We start from the raw sequence: 23,550 nt of genomic DNA on the forward strand, positions 1-23,550 counted from the left end.
GCAATTGATTTTAGTCGAACGACTCAAACCTAAATCATCCCAGTCACAGTCTAAGCCTCTATGGTTAGTATGGGTCGGTCAAGAAATGCCTGATTTGGGTCAGATTTGGCGAAAATATTTGCGCCGCTTCGCCGTTGACCATTGGTATCGTTTTCTCAAAACTAGATTACACTGGAGTGTTCCTCAACTTAGTACCCCCAAACAATGTGAAAGGTGGAGTGATTTGATGCCCATTATGACTTGGGAGTTATGGTTGGCGAGGAATTTGGTCGCACAACATCATCTTCCTTGGCAAAAACCCGTTCAGAATTTGACTCCTGGACGGGTAGCCCAGTCGATTTCATTACTTTTGCCGGAGATTGGTACACCCGCTGTTGCTCCCAAACCCCGTGGAAAGTCCCCAGGTTGGACTGAGGGGAACAAACGTACTAAAAGAACTCGTTACCCTGTGGTAAAAAAAGGTAAAATACGACACAAAAAACGGTCGAAAAAAGCATCTTAAACTTTAATTTTTTAGGAATTTTCCTTCTTTCTCAGCATCGGGCTATAGCTGGGTTGATTTTTCGTAGTCTAAACTCCAGAAATCACCGGAGGAGGTTATCCTGACTGCACTTAGGGCGTTTGCTGAACGGGAACGTATCTATAAGGGGCGCTTTGAGGAATTGAGGGGGGAAATTATGGTTGGAGTTGAAGCGTCGAAACGGGGAGAGGTGGTTGATGGTGAGACGGTTTTTAGCCAACTCGAACAGAAGCTGCTTTTACATCGTTCTCAAGAGGGTGAATGAGTAATATTTGCCAATTTACTGTAATATCATGTCCGGCAAATCACCCATAATAAAAACCTCTCCCTCTAACTCCCTCTAACTCCCTCACCCCCTCCTCTGCCTTCTGCTATATTACGCCAACCAACGGCTTAGGGTTTGCCATCAGCAACCAAAGCACTTAAAGAATCGCTAATTTCTCCGGTGTTGAGATTCCCAAAATAGGTGACTTGGGTGGGGTAAGCAAACTCAATCTGACGCGCTTCAAATTCCTGTTTAAGCTGTAAATTAAGCTGCTGCTGGATATCCATATAGAGGTTGTAATCACTGCTTAAAACGTAATAAACCACCTCAAAGTTCAAGCTAAAATCCCCATAATCGCTAAAATGCGCTCGGTCAAAAGTGGTATTCTCCATATTTTCCACAATACCTTGGACAATTTCGGGGATGAGCTGGAGCTTTTCTTGAGACGTTTCATACAGCACGCCAAACTTAAATGCTACCCGTCGTTTGGGCATCCGCTTATAGTTGCGAATCCGCGAACTGGTTAAATCGGTGTTGGCAAAAATGAGTTGTTCTCCACTTAAACTCCGCAGACGAGTCGTTTTAATGCCAATATGTTCGACTGAACCGAGGAAATCGCCAACAATGATAAAATCTCCCAATTCAAAGGGACGGTCAAAGAGGATAGAGAAGTAGCTGAATAAATCCTGGAGAAAGCCTTGAGACGCTAAAGCAATCGCCACACCCCCAATGCCTAATCCAGCTACAACAGCGGATATATCAAAACCCAGATTATCTAACAAAAAGACAATTCCCAGCGCCCAAATTGCAATTCGAGCCGCCGGAATTAACGCATCAAGCGCCTGTTGCACCGTTTCACTTTGGCGGCGAGTTAGCCAATATAGCCGGAAACCGTATTCCACCAGGGAAACCAAGAGGCGAATCCCTAGAATCGTGGCAACAATTAACGTCAAAGCGTCAATCACCTGATCCAGAATCGGATGTAAGGTGAGATTCGCGATCGCCACATAAAACGTGCCAACGTAAAGGATAGGAATCACGGCTCGTTCAATCATCTGGATCAGGGAATCATCCAACTGAGTTGTCGTTTTCGCCGCCCAGCGTTTGAGCCGTCCTACAATCACTTGGCGGAGAATTTTGATCAGAAAAATTCCCACAACCAAGATGATCAAGGCGATGAGATAGTCTATGACTTGATTGTATAAAAACGTAACCTGTAAGAAATCTGGCGTCATGAACTCCTTAAGCTTATACTGAATCCCTATCAGGATTGATGGTTTTTCTCAATCATACATCAACCCTAAGACATAAATTTGGTGAAGTTTGGAGTTTGTAGTAAGGGCTTTAGCCTGTTATTAGTGGTGGTGTAGTAGATAAGCAGTCATGCAATTCAATATTAGTAGCGAGCAAGATGCTTAAGTAGTCAGACAAAAGAAAACGGCACTGTACTAATTTTTGTAAACAAGCCTCAAACCCTTACAAAGGACAAATGACGATCTTAAAACTTATCGAATTTCCCCGCGCCAATTCATTTCCTGTTGGGCTGAGTTTCCCGCAAAGGAACGAGTAGCGACTAACTCAATTTCGATGGCGACTCCGGGACGCAGGTATGCAGCGTCTATGGGGAGTTTGCCAATTTCTAGGGTGTAATGATTGTTATGGCGAGTGACAAGTTCTGCTGGAATGATCCCTTCATACCGGGTTCTGTAATTATAGAAGCGACGAAAGCGATCGCCTGAATTGGCAGTACGATATTTTAACCTGAATTGAGTATCGAGTAAGTCGGCTTTCCCGCCTAAGTCAACCACACTAAAGGTTAAGTTTGTACGATTTCCGCGAAAATCTGCCCGCGTCAGTTGGGTGGCTTCCTGTTTCAGTAATGCATTGGTGACGACAAATTGCATCATATTCCCCTGGGGCGTCATTTTGCCATCAAACCAGACATCCTCTGGTAATGATACATCAATGCGTTGATCAGATTTGAGACTGAGGGATATCGGTTGATTATAGAAATCGGTAATCGCCCGGTCTGCATTCCAGACTAACTCAAAAGACCGTTCTAAGCGTCCAACAAACTCTCGATACTGGTTGGCAATAATTGAATTGGGGGCGAGTAAAGCAGTTGCACCCGTAAGAGTTCGCCATTGATTTACAGAGAGTGCGATCGCGCCGTTTTGCAGTTGGGGTAGAGTAACGGTAGCGGTGGGTTTGTCTGGGGGTAATGCGTCACTCCGATTAATTAAGGTCAGCGTCCCCATGCTTCCGTCTTTTCCGTCTCGACCCTCTCGACCATCTCGACCATCGTCACCCTCTTCACACTCGAATCGTTCAGTTTCACAGTCTTCGTCACCATCGTTTGACTTTTTGCAAGTTTCTATCTCCCAACTTCGGTCATCACAGTCACAGCCATCCCCCCCATACGCGCCGCGTCCAAAACGTCCCCCACGTCCGCCAAGGGAACGCACATAGATTTGTTTCAAATCCTCTCGATGCGTATAATAAACCGTCAATGACCCGCCATTTCCACCATCTCCGCCATTTCCACCATCTCCACCATCGCCCCCATCTGCGGCTTGCAGGTCATAATCAACCTTTCGCGGCTGTCGGGAACAATCTCCATCTTCACCCCGTTTTCCATCATTCCCATCCCCGCCATCTCCTCCCGACAACTCCAGATTAATCGGAGAACCATCCACAAAAATTGTCCGATTTTCCCCATCTCGTCCCCGTCTCCCCACACGTCCATCTGCACCATCTCGACCATCTTGTCCAAAGTCTCGTTCTGGGTGACGACTCCACGCCACTAAGGGACAGAAGAGGGAGTTTGAGGTGGGAGGAAAAACAAGGGAGAATGTCAGGGTTAGTAGAATTAGTGATAGCTTCCCAAAGACATGCATTAGCATCGATAGAATTCTGCAACCTGGGGGAAAAATTCCCCAGTCAAGGGATGACTGAGGTGTAGGGGAATTGGTTCCGGATTGACGCTTCACGACCTTCAAGAAAACCGGGTTTGTAGGGGCGGGTTTAGGGACTACTGTTAATTGTTTTCCCTAACTTGGCTGCAAAACCCGCCCTTTTTTAATCGTGCTAATACTAACACCTGTTCCCTGTTCCCTGTTACACACCGAGCGAAGTCGAGGTGTTCCCTGTTGCCTATTCCCTGACAAATGACAAATGACGATCACCTTTAACCGTCTCTACCTATGTAATAACAGGTAACTCAATTTCAAAGGTTGTTCCTTCACCTTCAACTGAATGACACCGGATTTTACCGCCGTGTTTCTCCACCACAATTTTATAGCTAACGGATAACCCTAATCCTACGGCTGTTCCCACGGATTTGGTCGTGAAAAATGGGTCAAAAATTTGTTGTTGTACATCCTGACTCATTCCACAACCATTATCAGTAATCCGAATCACCACAACATCTTGCACTTTTTGAGATGTGTTGAGTATTGAGCCTTCACTTCGCTCAAGGACATGGTTTTGAGTTCTCTCCCTTATCTCCCCGTCTCCCCATCTTCCCATCTCCCCCTCTCTTTCTTCTCCAACTTGCCGGGAAACTGGGCGACTAATTAGGCTGGTTTCAATGGTAATGATACCCGGTAATCCCTTCATGTCTATCGCATCAATGGCATTGTTCAATAGATGAATAAATACCTGATGTAATTGACTCGCATAGCCAACTAAAAAAGGTAATTGGCTATAATTTTTAATGACCCGAATCTCTGGCTTTTTCCCTTGGGGTTTGAGCCGATGCTGTACCAGTAATAAGGTTGAATCAATCATTTCATTAATATCAACCATCTTTTGATCCAGTTCATCCAATGTTGAGAAATTCCGCAGCGCTTGCAATGATAATGTGACATCCATTAGCCGTTCCGCACCCATCTGAATCGAGTTAAACATTTTTTGCCAATCTTGGGCAATAAACTCTAAATCAATCTGGTCTAGTAACTGCTGAATTTCTGGCGTCTGTTCAGGACAAGCTTGCTGATAGAGGTGCAGTAAGTCTAACATATCGCAGAAATATGATCGTCCCAGGACAATATTGCCACAAATCCAGGTAATTGGATTATTGAATTCCTGAATTAATGCGGTTGCCATGCGCCCTATGCTAGATAATTTCTCGGATTGAATCAGTTGAAATTGGGTTGTTTTCAACTCCGATAATGCCTGTTCTAATTTAAATTTAGCTGCTTCTAGCTGGATAGAATGACTGATATCTTGAAACACCAAGACTGCCCCAATTACCTTATCTTGTTTGTCGTGAATGGGTGTTACACTCCCGCCAATTGGAATCCTTTTAGTTTGTCGGGAAATCAAGATACTATCTTTGGGAATTGAAAAAGCAAAATTGCTTTCAATCGCTGTTCTTAACGGTAGGTTTACCGATTGCATTGTGTTTTGAGTAACCAGTTGAAACACCTCGGTTAACTCTCGATCAATTGCTTCAATAAACTGCCATTCCGTAAACGTTTGTGCGACTTCGTTGAGAAAGCGAATGCGGCATTGAGTATCCGTGACAATCACACCATCCCCCATTTCGCGGAGAATTGTGGTGAGTAATTGTTCGCGGGAATAGCGATGTAAGGCAATATCAATCGTGACGAATAATTCCCGTTCTTTAATCGGTTTTAAAATGTAACCAAAGGGAGACGATACTTTGACTCGTTCCACTGTACTCAGATCCGAATGTCCGGTGACATAAATTACGGGAATTGAAAGACGTTCCCAAATCATCTGTGCCGCTTCAATTCCATCCATATCTCCCTGGAGGCAAATATCCATTAACACTAAGTCAGGACGGAGGGTTGTCGCCGTTTCTACTGCTTTCTCTCCGGATGTGGCGATCGCGCAAACCCAATACCCAAAGGATTCTAACTGTTCTTTCAGGTTGATGGCGATAATTCGTTCATCTTCAACAACTAGAATACTTGTCAGTTTTTGAGAGATTATTTTTGCTAAGTTTTTCATGGTCAAAACAAGGTTTTAATGAATACTTAAGGACAATAAGCCGTTGAATAAAACGAAAATAGCTCAGACCTAACTCTCTCGTTTAACTCATAAGTGGGTTTGTGGAAATAACCTTAACTAGACTAAGTTTTCTAAAAGCACCTCAAACCCTGAAAAACAGGACTTATGCAGCCACATTATATATAGCGTTTTTACTTGAGTTGTGAACCCCACCCCTGCCCTCCCCTTAGCAAGGGGAGGGTTTGGGAGGGGTAAGATTTTCACATACAGCTTGGAAATGCTATATATTACAAAGGACTAATGACAAAGGACAAATGACAAATAACTAGACTGATTCTTCGGGAAAAGGTAAGACCACTGTAAACGTTGTACCAACACCCAAGACACTCTCAAATGATAATGCTCCCCCATGTAAATCAACGGCTTTCTTGACAATAGCTAATCCCATCCCTGAACCTCGCACTGTCCCTGCATTACTGGCGCGGCGGAATGGCTCAAAGATATGGGGTTGATCCTCTGGTGGAATACCAATTCCGTTATCTTTAACCTCTACTGTCAGCCTATCGTCTTCACAGGTTAGGGTTAGATACACAGAACTGTTTCCGGGAGAATATTTCAAAGCGTTGGTGACTAAATTTCTCACAATCAGTTGTAGGATTTTTTTATCCAGATAAGCGGTTTGACCTTTACCGCAACTGCTCCAGGTTATTTTAGCTTGATCACTGGCAATAAGTTGGTATTCGTCGATGAGTTGTTGACAGAAGAGGTTTAAATCTAAAGGCATTGGATCAAGCCTCAGTTGACCCGCTTCGGCTTGACCAAAGGTTAATACATCTTCCAACAATCCCACCATATATTTAACCGCCTGTTTAATGCGCTGGCAATTGACTCGCTTGTTCTCCGATTGCAGTGATGAAGTATCGGCTTCAATCAGGAAGGTTGAGGCTTGAATAATTGAAAGTGGGGTGCGATATTCATGGGAAACGGTGTGAATAAATTGCCGTTGGAACTGGTTAAGTTGTTGTTCCCTGGCTAACTGCTGGCGTAGCGCGGCTTCGGCTTGTTTGCGATCGCGTATATCTTGGAATACCAATACCACCCCCGCGAGATCCCCCTGGTTATCCCGAATCGGTGCAGCACTGTCCGCGATCGCGATTGGTTCACCTGTCTTGGTAATTAGGACATGATCACCGGTAAGATAAACTAACTTATCTTGTTGTAACGCCAGAGTCACTGAGTTATTGACAGGCTGCTGGGTTTGGGCATCAATAAGTTTAAATACCTCCGTCAACTCCCGATTCTTCGCATCAGCAAATTGCCATTCGGTTAGCAATTCCGCCACCCGATTCATAAACTGAATCCGACAATCTTGATCGACTAAAATCACGCCATCACCAATTCCCCGCAGCACTGCACTTAAAAACTGCTCCCGTTCATAGCGCTGCAAGGCAATTTCAATCGCCACGGATAATTGCCGTTCATTTACAGGTTTGAGAATATAGCCAAAGGGGGCAGTTATTTTTGCCCGTTCTAAGGTAACTTTATCAGAATGTCCAGTTAGATAAATCACCGGAATTTGCCACGCATCCCAAATTTGTTGTGCCGCGCCAATTCCATCCAGGTTTCCCTGTAACCAGATATCCATTAGCACTAAATCGGGATGGAGTTTCCCGGCTTTAGTGACAGCTTTTTCCCCAGAGGCGGCAATTCCCACAACACCATAACCCAAAGCTTCTAAGTTTTCCTTCAGGTTCAGTGCAATAATTCTCTCATCTTCCACAACCAGAATTCGAGTCATCGTTGCTGTATCAGTGTCTGATAAACATTGTTCACTGATCATAATCATCCTCCACCTCCATCCCTTGGAATTGTAAATTGGGTATAAAAATTGTGAACTTTGTCCCGTCGCGATCGCTCGTGACATCAATCTCGCCCTGGAGTCGATGCACTAGCGTTTTCACTACTGTCAATCCTAAACCTGTTCCTCCTTGTTTCCAGAAATAAGAACTCGGAATGCGATAAAACGGTTCAAAAATTTTCTTTTGTTCCTCTGGGGGAATTTCTACCCCAGAATTACTCACCTGAATCTCGACAGTAAACTGTTCAGTATTAGGTGTTCCCTCATCTCCCCCTGCTCCCCCTGCTCCCCCTGCTCCCCCTGCTTCCCAAACCCGCACCACTACCCCAATCTCCTCCCCGGCTGGCGTGTATTGAAATGCATTATTCAGTAATTCTTTCAAAATCCGAGTCAAACTCAACTGATCTGAAACTAAAGGGGGTAAATTCGGAGCAATATCAATATGCAACTGTTGCTGCTGAAATTGCGCCCAAGCTTCAAATGGTTGAATCAACTCAGAAATCCAATCGGGGACTTGAATCAACGTTAGTTGTAAGGGATAAACCTCTGTCTCAATCGCACGGATATCCAGCAAATCATTCACGAGCTTGAGCTTTTGCTTGCCTTGCTCTTGGACAATTTGCCAATACCGAGCAATAACGGTGGCATCAGCACGAAATTGCGAACTGAGTAAACCCTGTTGATCTAAGATGGTTTCCAGAATCCGAACTGCCAATTTAATCTTTGCCGGAGATATTGGCAATTCATAAGACGCGGTACTTAAACGGTCATCGTGGAGTACATCTAAACATTGCAGTTCTGCTATATCATACTCTAATTGGCGGGCGCGTTCCAGGGCGCGATTCTGTTCCTGGACTAAACGCTGTTGTGTGGCATCACGAAACACTAAAACGGCTCCCGCGATCGCACCGTTGTTATTTTTAATCGGAGCAATGCTATCAGCAACAGGGATCGGCTTTCCTTGCTTAGGGAGCAACAAAATCTGCTCTTCTAAATAAATAATTGTCTCTTGTTCTAGGACATTTTTCAGGATATCCCCAACAGGCTGTCGAGTTTGTTCATGGACAATATTAAATACTTCGGTTACTTGCCGATCTCTGGCTTCAGCCAATTGCCAACCCGTTAAGGATTCCGCCACCTGATTCAGAAACTGCACCCGACAGTCTTTATCGGTAACAATGACTCCATCTCCAATCCCTCTGAGAATGGCGCTGAGTAGTTGTTCGCGTTCATATCGCTGGAGTGCCGTTTCAATTGCCACATAAAGCGCCTGTTCTTTAACGGGTTTCAGAATATAGCCAAAGGGTGCCGTAATTTTTGCCCGTTCTACCGTACTTTGATCCGAATGTCCGGTGACATAAATTGTCGGAATTTTCAGGCGCTCCCAGATTTGCTGCGCGGCTTCAATCCCATCAATATTGCCTTTGAGCCAGATATCCATTAACACTAAATCGGGACGGAACTCAGTGGCTTTTTCAATCGCTTTTTCTCCCGACGCTGCGATTGCAGGTACGGTATAGCCGAGAGATTCTAAGCTTTCTTTCAGATTGATCGCGATAATTCTCTCATCTTCAACGACGAGAATTTTTAGGCTTTTGCTTAAGGTTGGGGGGGGTTTGGTAAACATAATTGGATACTCCTTTATTTCATGCATTATCGAGTCCTGAGTTTATTGCTAAAGGTAATTGTAAATTCAGTTCCGGAGTCACAATTGAGGTCTAAGGTGCCATCGATCTGATCCACTAATCCTAAAACCAGGGTTAATCCTAATGAAGTGGTTGTTTCAATATCAAAGGATTTGGGAATTCCTACACCGTTATCCTGGACAAGCAGGGTCAGCGAGTTATTATCCAGATTTCGTTTAAATTTAATCTTGATTTCTCCCTTCTGATCCTCTGGAAACGCATATTTTAGGGTATTCGACACCAATTCATTTAAAATTAAGCCACAGGGAATCGCTGTATCAATGGCGAGAGGAATATCCTCAACTTGATAGGAAATTCTCACTCGACTGGAACTGATGTTATAAGAATCAAATAAATGAGTGATTAAATCGGGAACATATTGGGCAAAATCAATCTGAGCTAAATTTTCAGACCGATATAACTTTTCATGCACCAGGGCAATCGAGGCAATGCGATTTTGACTATCTTGCAAGACTAACGCCACGTCTTCATCTTTAGTCCGCCGCGACTGCATTTGCAGCAGACTACTGACAATTTGCAAATTATTTTTAACCCGGTGATGAATTTCCTTGAGCAAGACCTCTTTTTCTTTTAGGGAGGCTTTAAGTTGATCTTGAGTTTGCTTTTGCACGGTAATATCTTGTTGAACAGCAACCATGACGGTGCCATAGTCGGGATGCTCAAAACGAGACGTCGTCGCTTGACACCAGAAAGGAGTACCATCTTTTTTTACATTATGAATTTTGTAGGTATATTCGCCATATTCCATAATTTTTTGAGAAATCAACTGTCGAACTTGATCGGCGTCAATTCCATTATCTTTATAGTTGACAATCTTCACAGGTTGGTTGTTGAGTTCACCGGATTCATAACCAAACATCTGCTCAAACTTGGGATTCGCATAAACGATTATGCCATCAGCCGCCCTAACCAAACAAATGCCTTCTGCCATGTTCCGAGTAATCACAGCCTGTAGTTTTAGATCTTTTTCTGTTTGTTTGCGAACTGTGATATCAGTAACTCGGACTAAATTAATCGCTGTATCTGCAAGATGAATTCGCTTGACCGCTAAGTTGCCCCAAAAGTGTTTCCCTTTTTTGGTAATATATTCGACTTCTTTACTCCAAACGCCGTACTGATTAATCGCTTGATTAATACTGGCTAACTCTTCTGGCGTAAATCGGGACTTTTGCAGAGTATGTCCTTCAATATTAATTAGTTCATCTTCGCTAGCCGCTTCAAACAAATCAACAGCCGGTTGATTACAGTCGATCGTCAGTCCCGTCTCTGGAGCAACTAAGAATAGGGCATCAGTGGACTCATTAAAAATAGCTTCTTTTAGTTCTCGACTGCGACTTAGGGCTAACTCCGCTTGTTTGCGATCGCTAATATCCACGAAATAACCCACAACCTCAATCGGTTCACCCCTTTCATCTCGAATTAACCTTCCTTCATCTAGCAGCCAGTGATAGGTTCCATCGGCGTGCAGGAAACGGTATTCAAAGGAATAATTTCCCTGATTTAATTTCCGGGGTAATTCCTGGAGAATCCAGTCAATATCCTCAGGATGAATATGATTTAACCATAAATCTGACCCGTTCAAAAATTGCTCTGGGGTATAACCCAGAATAGTCGCGACATTTTCACTAATGTAAGTCAGCTTATAATTCGACTCAGGCTGAGTGCTAAAAATCACCGCAGGGCTGGAGGTGAGGAGATATTGCAGATGTTGCTGATGTTGATGTAATCTCTCTTCTGTGGATTTGCGATCGCTAATATCTTGCATCTGGGCGATAAAGTAGAGCGGTTGATCCTGAGAATCGCGAACCAAAGAACCACTTAACAGAATCCAGACGATCTGCCCCTGTTTGTGGATATAGCGTTTTTCCAGTTGATAGAAGCGAATTTGACCCGCGAGTAACCGCTTCACCAAGGCGATATCGGCGGCTAAATCGTCAGGATGGGTAATCGCCTGAAAGGTTTTACTGAGTAATTCCAACTCCGAATAACCAGTCATCTGACACAGGCTGTGATTAACTTTCATGAAGCGCCCGTCTAAATCAACCAATGCCATGCCAATTCCGGCATAGTCAAAAGCATTACGGAATCGTTCTTCGCTTTCTTGGAGGGCGGCTTGCGCTTGGATTGATTGCCAACTTTGCGCCTCAAGTTGGCTAAGATTCTTAACAATGTGCAAAGCGCCTAGGATCTGTCCCCAGTCATCCCGGATACTGTGAAATGTAAGCTGGTACTGATTGCGATCGCGCTGACTATCGCCAAATTCCTGAATGACGGTAAACTCTTCACCCCGTAGCGCCCGCCCCCAAATATCCTGTGCGTTTGCTTGTTCATTCGGTAAATGGTTTAGGGCTTCTATCAAACTCGTACCGATGTCAATATCTCGCCCAAAAATATTAATAAATTCGGTTTTATACGCTCGATTAAAGGCAATATACCGCCAGTTCAAATCCAGCGCCGCCATCAGATCCGTGGTGTTCTCCAGAATCGCTTGCAATAGGAATAGATTGTCTGATTTGATCTCCCTCATGGCTGGAGGGTCAAGTCCTACACCTGGCACGGCGTCTGGGTTGAGCGCCAACAACTCCACCTCAGCCCGGTGTAAGCGATCGCGCAGATCCTGGATTTCTTGTTGGAGTTTTGCTTGAACTTGATTATTCATATCTTTACTCAACTGACATAGACTTTTCCTGTTAACTTTTGTCTTTTGTTTGTTACAATAAAGTTGTATTTTTAACAGTAAAACTAGATTGACACGCTTAATCTAGCAAATGGCTTAATCAGTACAACTAAAAAGTAATAAAATTTAACTTTGTGTACGGGCTAATAATAAATAACTCAAAAAAAAGTCAAAATTGCTTAACCTTAAAATGTAAAATTTTCGTGAATATATCATGGGGAAATAAGGTACCATTTAGCTATCAATTGAGAAACTGCCCTAGCCAGGTGAGTCAGGTGAGTAGAGACTCCTCCGGTGGAACCTCTGAGAGGTTGTCATCCCTTCAGACTGTCTATATAGTCAAAGCAAAGGATGCAAGATGATTCAACCATGACACAGCCAATCGATCTCTACTATGGACCCACACCCAACGGCTGGAAAGTCAGCATTATGCTGGAGGAAACGGAAACCCCCTACAATCTCATCCCGGTAGACATCACCGCCGGGGATCAGTTCAAGCCAGACTTTCTCGCCATCAGTCCCAACAATAAAATGCCTGCGATTGTTGACCCCCAAGGAATTGAGGGTCAACCCCTATCCCTATTCGAGTCCGGTGCAATTCTGCTGTATCTCGCCGAAAAAACCGGACAATTCATTCCCAAACAGCCACGCGATCGCTATGCTGTCATTCAGTGGTTAATGTTCCAAATGGGAGGCGTCGGACCCATGCTGGGACAAACGCACCACTTCCGCCAATATGCACCGGAAAAAATCCCGTATGCGATTAATCGCTACACCAATGAAGCCACTCGTTTGTATCGCGTTATTGATAAACAACTCTCCCAAGTTGAGTACATTGCTGGTGACTATTCCATTGCAGATATAGCAATCTTTCCCTGGATTATTTCCCACGAAAAACAGGGACAAAACTTAGCCGATTATCCCCATCTTCAGCGATGGTTTGAGGCAATTAACCAGCGACCTGCGGTACAGCGTGGTTTAGCACTTTTAAGTGAAAAACGAGTCAGCAACATGGATGAAAAAGCACGAGAAGCCTTATTTGGTTCCCGCCAATTAGATCAGCGATGATTTTTCATTGGTCATTTGTCATTGGTCATTTGTCCTTCGTTATTCCAGAATAATTAATTATTGTAGTGCGTTAAGCGAAGCCATGCCGCAGGCTTTGCATCTTGCTCGCTACTAACACGAACACGAACACGAATACGAATACGAATACGAATACGAATACCAATTTTTAATACATAATAGTAGGTTGAGTTGACGAAGGAAACCCAACTAAATTAGTAAAGGAGAGCCGCTTTTATCATGGCATATAGTAATTTTACCTTAGCTAAAGTCAAAGAAGATTTTGGCTTAACCGTTGATGAAACACAAAACCTGTTCGCGGATATTCCAGGCGTACAACCCTCAGAACTGTTAACGCTCACGTTAGCTGAGTATATCCCTCTAGCAACAGCAATTGATACCGAAAAAGCCCGTTCTGAATTTATTCTTGCTCCAGTTTTATCAGAAGTTAGGCGACAGGTGAACTATCAAGTCAGTTTATTCTCTGGCACAGATTTCAATGTCGATATCGAGAAAGGATTGCAAAGCTATTGTGACTTTATTCTGAGTTGTTCAGCCGAACAATTTTATATTAACGCTCCAGTGATTACGATTGCCGAAGCCAAAAATGAAAAAATACCATTAGGATTTGGTCAATGTATTGCCGAAATGGTCGCCGCCCAAATATTTAATCAAAGCGCCGGAAATAAAATTGATAAAATTTATGGTGCTGTAACAACAGGGACAGCTTGGCGGTTTTTGGTCTTAGAGGAACGTACCGTATTGATTGATCAGTTAGAATACTATATTAAGGAAGTTGATAAGATTTTGGCAATCCTCTTACAACCCCTTCAAGCTTATTTGCCCAAAAGCACCGGAGAGAATGAGATATGTTAAAAAATCTGACTATAAATAATTTTCGCTGTTTCAAACATTTTGAGCTTCAGCAGCTTGGCAGAGTTAACTTACTTGTTGGCAAAAACAACAGTGGTAAGACATCAATACTAGAAGCAATTCAACTTCTCTGCTCCAAGGGTAATCCTGAACCATTACTTGACGCAATGACTAACAGAGGTGAATACTTTTGGAGTGATGAGAGTAGAAGAAGCGGAAGAGATCGGCAACTTGATATCTGTCATCTTTTTCACGGTCATGAAATTGAATCAGGTAGTGAATTTTCCATAGTGGGTTTAAATGATGATTTTCAAAATAAACTTTCCGTATCTATAGGCAAACGACCGATTGCTTCCAGTGCAAATTCAGAGATTGAATCTGATAAATCTACCAGTTTCGTTGAAGATTTTCCAGATAATTTAATAGAACTTGTTTTTAACATTTCTTGGACTGATGGCAATCATCGAGAGGGGTTGAAACGCACTTTGTCTGCTAATGGAGGACTATCTGAAGATTATATTCGTCGATGGCGAGTTATAGGTAAGCCATCAAAAAATGCAGCAAAAAATCAATATATTACATCATCATCTTTAACAACTACAAACATGACTGAGTTGTTTGAGCAGGTCGTCTTGACACCAGAGGAAACGCTTGTATATCAAGCACTTCAGACGATTGAACCTAAAATTCAGCGCCTTGCTTCTATTACGTCTGGAAGCCGCAGAACTTCAGAGTCTCGTGGTGGATTTGTCGTGCGTCTTGCTGACAATGATCAGCGTGTTCCGATTGGCAGTATGGGGGATGGAATATGGCGGATGTTGGGTCTAGCATTATCAACGGTATCTGCTAAAGGTGGAGTATTGCTAGTTGATGAAATTGATACCGGACTTCATTTCACCGCGATGGAAGATATGTGGAAACTTCTTTTGGAAACAGCCAAAAAACTCAATGTCCAAGTTTTCGCGACGACTCATAATAGTGATTGTTGGACTAGCTTGGCTAGCATTGCCAGTCAGGAACAAGACACTGAGGATGGAATTACAATTCAACGAATAGAACCAGGGAAAGAAACAGGTGTCGTTTTCACGGAACGTGAGATGGTCATTGCGGCTCAACGAGGGATTGAGGTACGTTAGAAATGGCAAGCAAGTATTATTCTAAGAAGCTGATTGTAGAGGGAGATCAGGATAAACGAGTTATACCAGAACTCATTGAAGCGAATGGAATTCCTTGGCTAAAAAGAGAGATAGGGAAAAAAGTTCCTTACATCGAATCCTTTGGAAGTGACGAATTTATTGATGCAGATATAATCTCCACAGAACTGAAAGCGTCAGGATTGACAGCATTAGGATTAATCGTGGATGCAGATCATGATTTATCGGCACGCTGGACAAGTATCAGAAACGCCTGCTTAAAAAGTATTCCTGACTTTCCGGAACAATTACCAGAAACTGGATTAATCTATAGTATCGGTGGAATCAAGTTTGGCGTCTGGATTATGCCCGATAACCAAAAGTGCGGAATATTGGAGACATTTTTAGCCTACATGATACCCGATGAGAATGAACCATTTTGGCAATACGCTCAAGAAGTCGTCACAGAAGCCAAACATAGAGGCGCACCCTTTATAGATGCTCATTTGGATAAAGCGAATATTTACACCTGGTTAGCATGGCAAAATCCACCCGGACGACAATTGCATAACGCTATCATGGAGCGTATTTTGAATCCCCAACATCCCCAAGCTCAACCGTTTATGACTTGGTTTAAGAACTTGTACGATCTATAATTTGACAAGTTTCCAGAATTAATCATTAAAAATTATAGACATCTGAGATGTTACTGTCTGAATTTTTCACTCAACATACTTTTTCACAATAAACGATACATCCTCTTGATGGGAATGTCTCAACTCTTGAGCTTTATTGATAGCAGCTTTCATGTCATCATAAGGACCTGCCCAGAGGTAAGACCTCATTAATTGATCATCACCAGCCAGTGACCCATAAACCGTATAATAAACCCCATAAAGCGTATTTTGATCCAAGTCGATAACTTTCCTAAGCATAAGAGTTCCTCGATTAGACTTTCAAACGAAATCGAATCGTAGTTTGCTGGATAAGACTGTATGATGCCTAACAGCGTAAAGTCAAATGTAGTGCTGCTGATTCCCCCGATAGACTTATCTGACTGTTTGTAGTCAGCGCTGTCTTCGCTTCTGGCACGCTTCGTGCCTACTACAAAACCAACTGCGCCAATTCCTTTTAAACTAAGATGAGAATTCCCCCATCCCATCATGTCCCCAACCATTGCCTTAATTGCCCACGATCGCAAAAAAGACGATATTGCTAACTTTGCTAAACAATACACCCCCATCCTCTCCCGTTACCGCTTAATCGCCACCGGAACCACCGGACAACGCATTCATGACCGAAGTAAGTTAGAGGTTGAGTGTCTCTTGTCGGGTCCTTTGGGCGGAGATGCCCAAATCGCGGCGGAAGTGGCGACAGGTCAGGTGATTGCGGTGATTTTCTTCATCGATCCCCTTTACGCTCAACCCCATGAACCGGACATTCAGGCATTGTTACGCATCTGTAATGTTCACAATGTCCCTCTGGCTACTAATCTTGCCACGGCGGAAGCCATTATCGCCAATTTTGCCAAAAATCGCTTCGCTTACCTGATTTTTAACCCCGTTTCGGGTCAAGGCAACGCTGAGAAGGATTTAACGCTGATTCAGCAGCTTTTAAAACCCCAATTGCATCTCGATATTCACCTAACGACGCCCGATCGCTCTTCAGCAGAGTTGGCGCAAGAGGCGATCGCATCCGGTGCAGATCTGATTATCGCCTCCGGTGGAGATGGCACCGTTTCGGCTGTCGCGGGTGCTTTGATTGGTAGCCAGATTCCCTTGGGGATCATCGCCAGAGGCACAGCTAATGCGTTTGCGGTAGCGTTAGGGATTCCCACAACACTTCGCGCCGCCTGTGAACTGATTTTATCAGGCATTACACGGGTCGTTGATGCCGCACAGTGCAATCAGCATCCGATGATTTTGCTGACAGGGATTGGCTTTGAAGCCGAAACCGTAGAACGCGCTGATCGAGAGACGAAAAAACGCCTAGGCGTCTTAGCCTATATTTTGGCAGGGATGCAGCAACTCAATGAACATAATGTATTTGAGGCAGAATTGGAGATTGCTGGGATTACCAGTCAATGCCAAGCCGCCGCCATCACCATCGCCAATGCAGCACCACCCACCTCTCTAATGGCACAGGGAATGGGACAAGTCATTGCCAATGATGGGTTATTGGAAGTCACGATTAACACCCAAAACACCAAAATCGAAGCCATGGATGCGATCGTGGATTTACTCGGTGCAGCATTAATGCGGAGAGCCGCCCGTCGAGAGGATACAATTTGTTTACGGACGGGACAAATTAAGGTCAACACCAATCCTCCCCAAAAAGTGGTTGTTGATGGGGAAATTATCGGCACCACTCCAGTCACGATTGAATGTATTCCCCAGGGATTAACGGTAATTGCTCCCCTAGACGTGTCCAAGCCTGCCGATGAACAACCACCTGTTAGCGAACCAGAGTGAATACTAGGAGTTACTGATGAGTAATCAGCATGATCTCGATCAACGCAAACTTTTATCAGCGCTATGCCATGGCTCGATATTGTTGAGTTCAGCAATTTTATCGGTTGCGATCCCGATTGTGATTTTGTTGGTGACGGATGATCCGATTGTTAAGGCAAATGCTAAAGAATCTCTAAATTTTTACATTAATCTCTATATCTATGCTTTTATTTTTGTCCTGCTAATCGCTGTCGTAATTGGCATCCCCTTACTGATTCTGTTAGGTTTGGTCAGTCTAATCATGCCGATTATTGCTGTGATCAAGGTTCTGGATGATCCCAACCAACCCTACCGCTATCCGTTTATTTTCCGCTTGGTGTAGGTGATGACGACTGGGAAACCGCTTTGGCATCCTCAACCCTCTAGTTTAGTCCTCTCCACCCAGGAGATCCATGTCTGGCGGGCTGATCTCAATCAACCGATCGCCCAAATTGAGAGATTCGCACAACTCCTTTCCCCGGATGAACAGCAACGGGCAAAGCGATTCTACTTTGAGCGCGATCGCAACCATTTTATTGCAGGTCGGGGGATTTTACGAACAATTTTGAGTCGCTATTTAAATCAACCGCCCGATCAAATCCAGTTTGACTATAGTCCCCGTGGCAAACCCACCCTTAAAACTATCAACTCCGATAAAACACTAGGTTTTAATCTGTCTCATTCTCATGGATTAGCCTTATATGCTCTATCCTCAACCCTTCAACTGGGGATCGATCTCGAATATCGGCGTCCGATGCCTGATGCAGAGAAACTCGCACAACGTTTCTTTACGTCGAGAGAATATGCAGCAATTCGGACTTTGACTGGGGATCAGCAACAACTCGCCTTTTTCAACGGTTGGACACGCAAAGAAGCCTATTTAAAAGCAACTGGTGATGGGTTAGCCAAATTGTCAGACATTGAAGTCTCTCTGATGCCAGGAGAAGCGGCTAAATTGCTGAGTATTGCGGGAGACTCTAATGCGGCGTCTCATTGGTCACTTTTTCCCCTGATCCCAGCATCCGATTATGTGGCGGCTGTTGCCGTATTCGGGCAGAATTGGCAAATCAAGTGTATTGAGTTTGAACATTAAGTTCCTGAACAAAGTATTAGACTAAACTTTCAGAATTTAACCAATGACCAATGACCAATGACCAATGACCAATGACCAATGACCAATGACCAATGACTTAAACTACTTCGACGCGATCGCCGATTGTTTGACCAAACAGCGAATCTTGCTCAACTTGTGGCGGATGAGGTGGAGCTACGAGAATGACAGAATGATGTTGAGAGATGATAACCTCTGGATCAAAAATAAATTCACTATAGTCAGCCAAATCATCTAATCCCAACATATTTAAGACAATCTCAGATAAAACCCAAGTCGTCACTTTGAAACATGCCTTTTTCCACTGCTTATGCCTATTCATCTGTTTTAGGCTCCTGCGATCGGTGGTTGAGGTTTTGCCTTCCTGTCTCGAATATTGCTGTTTCGAGCGGTACAATCCCGGTGAGCGGCTCAATCCCTACTGGATACATTCAGAGCGATTACCTGGATTTCAGCAATCTTTACAAAAACTTGTCCAGAACTTACGCATTTCTTTATCTTGATTGTGTTGAAGGCTACACATCTTGACTACACCCCGTTTCCTGCGTTAGTTCCTTGTTGATGCCAAGCCCTAAATACTCACAACTTGGCTTTCATTCAATACCCTAACTAAAGTTATGTAAAGCATCACACCGTCAACCGGGTGCTTTAAGTAAAGTTTTGATGAAAATTTAGCGTGGGGAGATAAAAATCAGCAATACCCTGCTAGTCGCCAGGGTTCTCAGGGAGATGGGGTGAGGGAGTGAGAGGGTGAGAGGGTGAGGGGGTGAGGGGTGGTTCATACCAAACCTGGCGATAAATAAGTTCTAATTCACTTCCCACCTCTGCAAAGTAATCCATTTGCTGGGAGTGTAACGTGACGATAGTTCGGAGAATTAAAAGCGCAATAATTGCCACAATCATACCCGCTGCTGTAGTAATTAGCGCTTCACCAATACCTCCAGCCACTTTTGTTGCCTCAACAGTTGTTCCTCCCCCACCAATTTTCAGGTTATTGAATGTACTAATTAAACCCGTAACCGTTCCCAGTAGACCCAATAGAGGTGCAACCGCTACAATAGTTTCCAGGAGTTTTTCACCTTTTCGCATTTTGATAAACTCTTTATCACCAGCAGCTTCCATGGCTAAACGAAAGGTTTCTGGTGTTGGCTGTTTCAGCTTGAGGGGTGCATAGAGAAAGCGACCAATGGGCAAGTTTTGAGCCGATTCAGCGATGTCTTTAGCCTGTTCTAAATTAGAATGTGCCGTCCCTAGCACATCGTTAACCAGGGTCGCTTCTTGGCTTAATAATTGAAACCAAAACCAAGCACGGTCTAGCCCACAGGATATCGTTAATATGGATAATCCCAGCAGGGGCAGCATGACGAAACCGCCTTGGATTAATAAATCATAAACTCTTGTCATTTTAAATCTCAGACTAATTCCGCAAAATCAACCCTGGTTATTTTTAACCTATAACGGTACAGACTTATTGTCCAACACGTAATGAACTAGCTCCCCGACTTCTTGAATACGTTGGAGATTGGTTAGGAGAATGGGATGTATCTTCAGTTTAACTCTTTCGCGATCGCGACTCGATAATCTGTGTTAATCAACGTTATACTAAACACAGTTGAACGGTTGCGTAAGAATTTAATCAAAATTGACTTGGATTCAAAGTTTTTTACACAGGCATCAGCTGTCATTTGGTACTGATTCTGAAACGCTTGTTTTAGATCATTTACTGCTATATCGTTAGTTCCCAATACCTGAATCCTTGTCTCAATTATTTTTTTAATAATCTTCTCTAATTCTTTGAGGGAGTTTATGGGCATTTCAGTTGATTCAATCGCTTTTTTTGTTTCTTTTTTTGCTGCCTTGTTAATTGAAATTTTATAATTAATTCCGGTTTTTTTGAGGTTAAATAATGAAGATTGCTTTAAAAAAACTATAAACTTAACACCGAGTTCCAATTCTTTAAACACCTGACTAATTCCTTGCTTATGCTGTTTGCAGAATTCAGTACTAACATTAGAGAGAGGAACAGAGGTTTGACCTGAATCAGCCATGAGCTTTTTCACAATTCTAGCTAATTCTTGTTCTAGCTCAACCTTAGATTTAATTGTTGTATTTTGGGAATTTTCTAAAACTTGAGATTCGGTCGAGGCACTCGTAGGAGCGATAACTGAAGGATTCGTTTCAAACAAGGTAACATATAACCCTGACTGTTCCGATAAGTTATGTAATACAAACTCATTCGGGTAATCAAGAAAAAAATCGGGAACCGTTTTGCCCGGGCAGTGCCATGACACAACGTAACTCATTGTTGTCTGGTGCTGGCGGCGAAATAACTTAGAAACCTTAGACAATTTAACCCAAAGATTTCCGGTGCGAGTTTGTTCGAGTCTAATAATCGCCTTGATTTGATTAATAAAATCTTCAATAACGAGAATTTCAGGTGGCGGACTCAGGGAATGGTTTTGAGTTTGGTTTGTGTCACTATTTAAAACGGTGATAGTATCTCCTTGTTTGCGAACTAAGTACACTGTAAAACCATGAGTCTGAAGTGTATTATAAAGATGAGTCATCACGCCATCCGAGGAGCAAACTAATATTTCCCTAGCATTGGGGTAATGGATAAAGATTGATGATCCCACTGTTGCCATTTTCACATCGGCACTATCTTTACCCAGTGGAACGTGAATCAGTTCATATCCACGACTGTGGAATTCTGCGTCTTTTTTGCCAAGGCTGCGCCAATTGGCAAAGGCAACTTTAATTTGAATCGCATAGGTACAGACTTTTGTCAGGAATCTTTCAGTTTCGATATCAAGTTGTAGGTTTTCGGCGTCGAGTAAAAGAATGGCAATACCTGGGGAATCATTAGTCCCTGAAGCCGGAAAGGAGACAGATTCAGAACTATCTGAACTGACCACTTCCAGCGACGCTGATGGGGAATTTTTTGGAATTAAGGACTGTAGAGTTTGAGTCAATTCACCAAAACTGGGTTGTGTAAAATAGCTGGGAAGGAGTAAAATTTCTAGGAAACGCCGTAGGTTTATCAGTTTGGCGTCCTCGTCCTCAGCTTGAGTCAGTCTAGCTTTTAGTTTCGTGATGAAGGCAGATTGAATCTGCGGGTTACGCCAGGGAGTCATCCTGTACTTTTGTTTGAGGAGTTCCGGATGCTGCTGTTGGATATTCAGGACGATTTGGTAAACGCGATCGCATATTTGATCAATAATTGCTGTATCAGTTGCCAATGGCGCACTGGACGGATCGGGCATATCACAAAGTAGTACAGAGGATGGCGTATGCATCCATAATAAAAGAAAGAAAAAGCTTTACACATCTTAATTAACTATGGCGAGAGATCTGCGGGCATTCATCCAGCTTTTAGAGGAACGGGGACAGTTGCGTCGGATTACGGCGTTGGTTGACCCGGATTTAGAAATTGCCGAGATATCCAATCGGATGCTACAGGCAGGCGGACCCGGACTATTATTTGAGAATGTCAAGGGTTCATCATTTCCCGTCGCCATCAACCTGATGGGAACCGAGGAACGGGTGTGTTGGGCGATGAATATGGAACATCCCCAAGAGTTGGAGACATTGGGGAAAAAGCTGGGAATGCTGCAACAGCCGAAACCGCCGAAGAAAATTTCTCAGGCGGTGGAGTTTGGCAAGATTTTATTTGATGTTGTCAAAGCCAAACCGGGACGCGATTTTTTCCCCGCCTGTCAGCAAGTGGTGGTGGAAGGAGACGCCCTCGATTTAAATAAACTGCCCCTAATTCGTCCCTATCCAGGGGATGCGGGCAAAATTATTACCTTGGGGTTGGTGATTACCAAAGACTGTGAAACGGGTACTCCGAATGTGGGTGTGTACCGTCTGCAACTCCAATCCCGGACTACCATGAGTGTTCATTGGTTATCAGTACGGGGTGGGGCGAGACACCTCCGCAAAGCAGCGCAAAATGGCAAGAAACTAGAAATTGCGATCGCACTCGGGGTTGATCCCTTAATTATTATGGCAGCCGCCACGCCGATTCCTGTAGACCTTTCTGAATGGCTATTTGCGGGACTCTACGGTGGTTCTGGGGTGCAACTGGCAAAGTGCAAGACGTTAGATTTACAAGTCCCGGCTGACTCCGAGTTTGTCTTAGAAGGGACAATCACACCAGGGGAAGTCTTACCCGATGGACCCTTTGGTGATCACATGGGGTACTATGGCGGCGTCGAAGATTCCCCAGTGATTCACTTCCACTGCATGACTCATCGCCAAAACCCCATCTATCTCACCACCTTCAGTGGGCGTCCCCCCAAGGAAGAAGCAATGATGGCGATCGCACTCAATCGGATTTATACGCCAATTTTACGCCAACAGGTCTCCGAGATTGTGGACTTCTTCCTCCCCATGGAAGCCCTCAGTTACAAAGCCGCGATTATTTCCATTGATAAAGCCTATCCTGGACAAGCAAGACGGGCTGCTTTAGCGTTTTGGAGTGCCTTACCCCAATTTACCTACACCAAATTCGTAATTGTTGTGGATAAAGATATTAATATCCGTGATCCGCGTCAAGTAGTGTGGGCAATTAGTTCCAAAGTAGACCCGACGCGAGATGTCTTTATTCTGCCGAATACGCCCTTTGATAGCTTAGATTTTGCCAGTGAAAAGATTGGTTTAGGCGGACGTATGGGGATTGATGCAACAACTAAAATTCCTCCCGAAACGGAACATGAATGGGGGGCGCCATTGGAATCCGATGCGGATGTCGCCGCTATGGTTGATCGGCGTTGGGTCGAGTATGGCTTAGAGGATTTGGAATTAGGAGACGTTAATCCGAATCTGTTTGGCTACGATATGCGGTGAACAAATTTATCAGTGATTAGGAGATAAC

At 43.8% G+C, this 23,550-nt stretch carries 18 protein-coding genes and 1 pseudogene; 9 read left to right on the top strand and 10 right to left on the bottom strand.

The annotated features are described in order from the left end of the window. Positions 1–502, top strand: a pseudogene (locus RID53_RS07285) (NF041680 family putative transposase); the annotation flags it as partial. Between the two features lie 411 nt (positions 503–913). On the opposite strand, the gene RID53_RS07290 reads toward RID53_RS07285, so the two are convergent. From RID53_RS07290 to RID53_RS07315, 6 genes are all read right to left on the bottom strand, one after another. Beyond that, complete coding sequence (locus tag RID53_RS07290; protein WP_446387481.1) at positions 914–2,020, bottom strand: mechanosensitive ion channel family protein; 1,107 nt, start codon at positions 2,018–2,020, stop codon at positions 914–916. Positions 2,021–2,290: 270 nt separating this feature from the next. After that, the gene (locus RID53_RS07295) at positions 2,291–3,688 is read right to left on the bottom strand and encodes a collagen-like protein (RefSeq protein WP_446387482.1); all 1,398 of its coding nucleotides are present in this window, start codon (positions 3,686–3,688) and stop codon (positions 2,291–2,293) included. 298 nt (positions 3,689–3,986) lie between these two features. Continuing rightward, positions 3,987–5,762, bottom strand: a complete 1,776-nt coding sequence (locus tag RID53_RS07300; protein WP_446387483.1) for a response regulator — start codon at positions 5,760–5,762, stop codon at positions 3,987–3,989. 325 nt (positions 5,763–6,087) lie between these two features. After that, positions 6,088–7,602, bottom strand: a complete 1,515-nt coding sequence (locus RID53_RS07305) for an ATP-binding protein (RefSeq protein WP_446387484.1) — start codon at positions 7,600–7,602, stop codon at positions 6,088–6,090. Further along, the gene (locus tag RID53_RS07310) at positions 7,592–9,247 is read right to left on the bottom strand and encodes an ATP-binding protein (RefSeq protein WP_446387485.1); all 1,656 of its coding nucleotides are present in this window, start codon (positions 9,245–9,247) and stop codon (positions 7,592–7,594) included. The genes RID53_RS07305 and RID53_RS07310 overlap by 11 nt, the downstream gene beginning before the upstream one ends. Before the next feature lie 26 nt (positions 9,248–9,273). Beyond that, the gene (locus RID53_RS07315; protein ID WP_446387486.1) at positions 9,274–11,985 is read right to left on the bottom strand and encodes a PAS domain S-box protein; all 2,712 of its coding nucleotides are present in this window, start codon (positions 11,983–11,985) and stop codon (positions 9,274–9,276) included. 387 nt (positions 11,986–12,372) lie between these two features. Here RID53_RS07315 and RID53_RS07320 point away from each other — a divergent pair, with 387 nt between their 5' ends. The 4 genes from RID53_RS07320 to RID53_RS07335 all read left to right on the top strand — a co-directional run bounded on the left by RID53_RS07320 (position 12,373) and on the right by RID53_RS07335 (position 15,730). Continuing rightward, complete coding sequence (locus RID53_RS07320) at positions 12,373–13,071, top strand: glutathione S-transferase N-terminal domain-containing protein (RefSeq protein ID WP_446387487.1); 699 nt, start codon at positions 12,373–12,375, stop codon at positions 13,069–13,071. A gap of 237 nt (positions 13,072–13,308) precedes the next feature. Next, entirely contained in the window at positions 13,309–13,944 is a 636-nt protein-coding gene (locus RID53_RS07325; protein ID WP_446387488.1) for a hypothetical protein, read from the top strand. Further along, entirely contained in the window at positions 13,938–15,077 is a 1,140-nt protein-coding gene (locus tag RID53_RS07330) for an AAA family ATPase (protein ID WP_446387489.1), read from the top strand. Before RID53_RS07325 ends, RID53_RS07330 begins: the two co-directional genes overlap by 7 nt. A gap of 2 nt (positions 15,078–15,079) precedes the next feature. Continuing rightward, complete coding sequence (locus RID53_RS07335) at positions 15,080–15,730, top strand: DUF3226 domain-containing protein (protein ID WP_446387490.1); 651 nt, start codon at positions 15,080–15,082, stop codon at positions 15,728–15,730. Between the two features lie 66 nt (positions 15,731–15,796). Here the strand turns inward: RID53_RS07335 and RID53_RS07340 are convergent, their stop codons facing one another. Then, positions 15,797–16,009 carry a hypothetical protein gene (locus RID53_RS07340; protein ID WP_446387491.1) on the bottom strand — a complete coding sequence of 71 codons (213 nt, stop codon included), beginning with the start codon at positions 16,007–16,009 and terminating at the stop codon, positions 15,797–15,799. 228 nt (positions 16,010–16,237) lie between these two features. On the opposite strand from RID53_RS07340, the gene mgsA reads away from it, so the two are divergent. From mgsA to RID53_RS07355, 3 genes are read left to right on the top strand one after another with little or no spacing between them, the layout of a single operon-like run. Next, positions 16,238–17,545, top strand: coding sequence for a methylglyoxal synthase (gene mgsA, locus RID53_RS07345; protein ID WP_446387492.1), 1,308 nt, complete (start codon positions 16,238–16,240; stop codon positions 17,543–17,545). A 16-nt stretch (positions 17,546–17,561) separates the two neighbouring features. After that, a complete protein-coding gene (locus tag RID53_RS07350; RefSeq protein WP_446387493.1) occupies positions 17,562–17,906 on the top strand; it encodes a DUF4870 domain-containing protein in 345 nt (114 codons plus the stop codon). Between the two features lie 3 nt (positions 17,907–17,909). Next, positions 17,910–18,656, top strand: coding sequence for a 4'-phosphopantetheinyl transferase family protein (locus RID53_RS07355; RefSeq protein WP_446387494.1), 747 nt, complete (start codon positions 17,910–17,912; stop codon positions 18,654–18,656). 97 nt (positions 18,657–18,753) lie between these two features. On the opposite strand, the gene RID53_RS07360 is transcribed toward RID53_RS07355, so the two are convergent. From RID53_RS07360 to RID53_RS07370, 3 genes are all read right to left on the bottom strand, one after another. Next, positions 18,754–18,996 carry a hypothetical protein gene (locus RID53_RS07360; protein WP_446387495.1) on the bottom strand — a complete coding sequence of 81 codons (243 nt, stop codon included), beginning with the start codon at positions 18,994–18,996 and terminating at the stop codon, positions 18,754–18,756. Positions 18,997–19,379: 383 nt separating this feature from the next. Then, on the bottom strand, positions 19,380–20,078 hold the full coding sequence (locus RID53_RS07365; protein ID WP_446387496.1) for a MotA/TolQ/ExbB proton channel family protein: 699 nt from the start codon (positions 20,076–20,078) through the stop codon (positions 19,380–19,382). Positions 20,079–20,221: 143 nt separating this feature from the next. After that, positions 20,222–21,937 (bottom strand): NYN domain-containing protein, encoded by a 1,716-nt coding sequence (locus RID53_RS07370; RefSeq protein WP_446387497.1) that lies wholly within the window; start codon positions 21,935–21,937, stop codon positions 20,222–20,224. Between the two features lie 76 nt (positions 21,938–22,013). Between RID53_RS07370 and RID53_RS07375 the strand changes: the two genes are divergently transcribed. Then, complete coding sequence (locus RID53_RS07375; RefSeq protein WP_446387498.1) at positions 22,014–23,522, top strand: UbiD family decarboxylase; 1,509 nt, start codon at positions 22,014–22,016, stop codon at positions 23,520–23,522. Positions 23,523–23,550 lie beyond the last annotated feature (28 nt).

Source organism: Coleofasciculus sp. B1-GNL1-01 (assembly GCF_040220235.1).
Lineage (GTDB): Bacteria > Cyanobacteriota > Cyanobacteriia > Cyanobacteriales > Coleofasciculaceae > Coleofasciculus.

Bases quoted from the DNA above. Each gene is read 5' to 3' on its own strand.
- RID53_RS07290 (WP_446387481.1), bottom strand. From the start codon at position 2,020: ATGACGCCAGATTTCTTACAGGTTACGTTTTTATACAATCAAGTCATA.
- RID53_RS07295 (WP_446387482.1), bottom strand. From the start codon at position 3,688: ATGCTAATGCATGTCTTTGGGAAGCTATCACTAATTCTACTAACCCTG.
- RID53_RS07300 (WP_446387483.1), bottom strand. From the start codon at position 5,762: ATGAAAAACTTAGCAAAAATAATCTCTCAAAAACTGACAAGTATTCTA.
- RID53_RS07305 (WP_446387484.1), bottom strand. From the start codon at position 7,602: ATGATCAGTGAACAATGTTTATCAGACACTGATACAGCAACGATGACT.
- RID53_RS07310 (WP_446387485.1), bottom strand. From the start codon at position 9,247: ATGTTTACCAAACCCCCCCCAACCTTAAGCAAAAGCCTAAAAATTCTC.
- RID53_RS07315 (WP_446387486.1), bottom strand. From the start codon at position 11,985: ATGAATAATCAAGTTCAAGCAAAACTCCAACAAGAAATCCAGGATCTG.
- RID53_RS07320 (WP_446387487.1), top strand. From the start codon at position 12,373: ATGACACAGCCAATCGATCTCTACTATGGACCCACACCCAACGGCTGG.
- RID53_RS07325 (WP_446387488.1), top strand. From the start codon at position 13,309: ATGGCATATAGTAATTTTACCTTAGCTAAAGTCAAAGAAGATTTTGGC.
- RID53_RS07330 (WP_446387489.1), top strand. From the start codon at position 13,938: ATGTTAAAAAATCTGACTATAAATAATTTTCGCTGTTTCAAACATTTT.
- RID53_RS07335 (WP_446387490.1), top strand. From the start codon at position 15,080: ATGGCAAGCAAGTATTATTCTAAGAAGCTGATTGTAGAGGGAGATCAG.
- RID53_RS07340 (WP_446387491.1), bottom strand. From the start codon at position 16,009: ATGCTTAGGAAAGTTATCGACTTGGATCAAAATACGCTTTATGGGGTT.
- mgsA (WP_446387492.1), top strand. From the start codon at position 16,238: ATGTCCCCAACCATTGCCTTAATTGCCCACGATCGCAAAAAAGACGAT.
- RID53_RS07350 (WP_446387493.1), top strand. From the start codon at position 17,562: ATGAGTAATCAGCATGATCTCGATCAACGCAAACTTTTATCAGCGCTA.
- RID53_RS07355 (WP_446387494.1), top strand. From the start codon at position 17,910: ATGACGACTGGGAAACCGCTTTGGCATCCTCAACCCTCTAGTTTAGTC.
- RID53_RS07360 (WP_446387495.1), bottom strand. From the start codon at position 18,996: ATGAATAGGCATAAGCAGTGGAAAAAGGCATGTTTCAAAGTGACGACT.
- RID53_RS07365 (WP_446387496.1), bottom strand. From the start codon at position 20,078: ATGACAAGAGTTTATGATTTATTAATCCAAGGCGGTTTCGTCATGCTG.
- RID53_RS07370 (WP_446387497.1), bottom strand. From the start codon at position 21,937: ATGCCCGATCCGTCCAGTGCGCCATTGGCAACTGATACAGCAATTATT.
- RID53_RS07375 (WP_446387498.1), top strand. From the start codon at position 22,014: ATGGCGAGAGATCTGCGGGCATTCATCCAGCTTTTAGAGGAACGGGGA.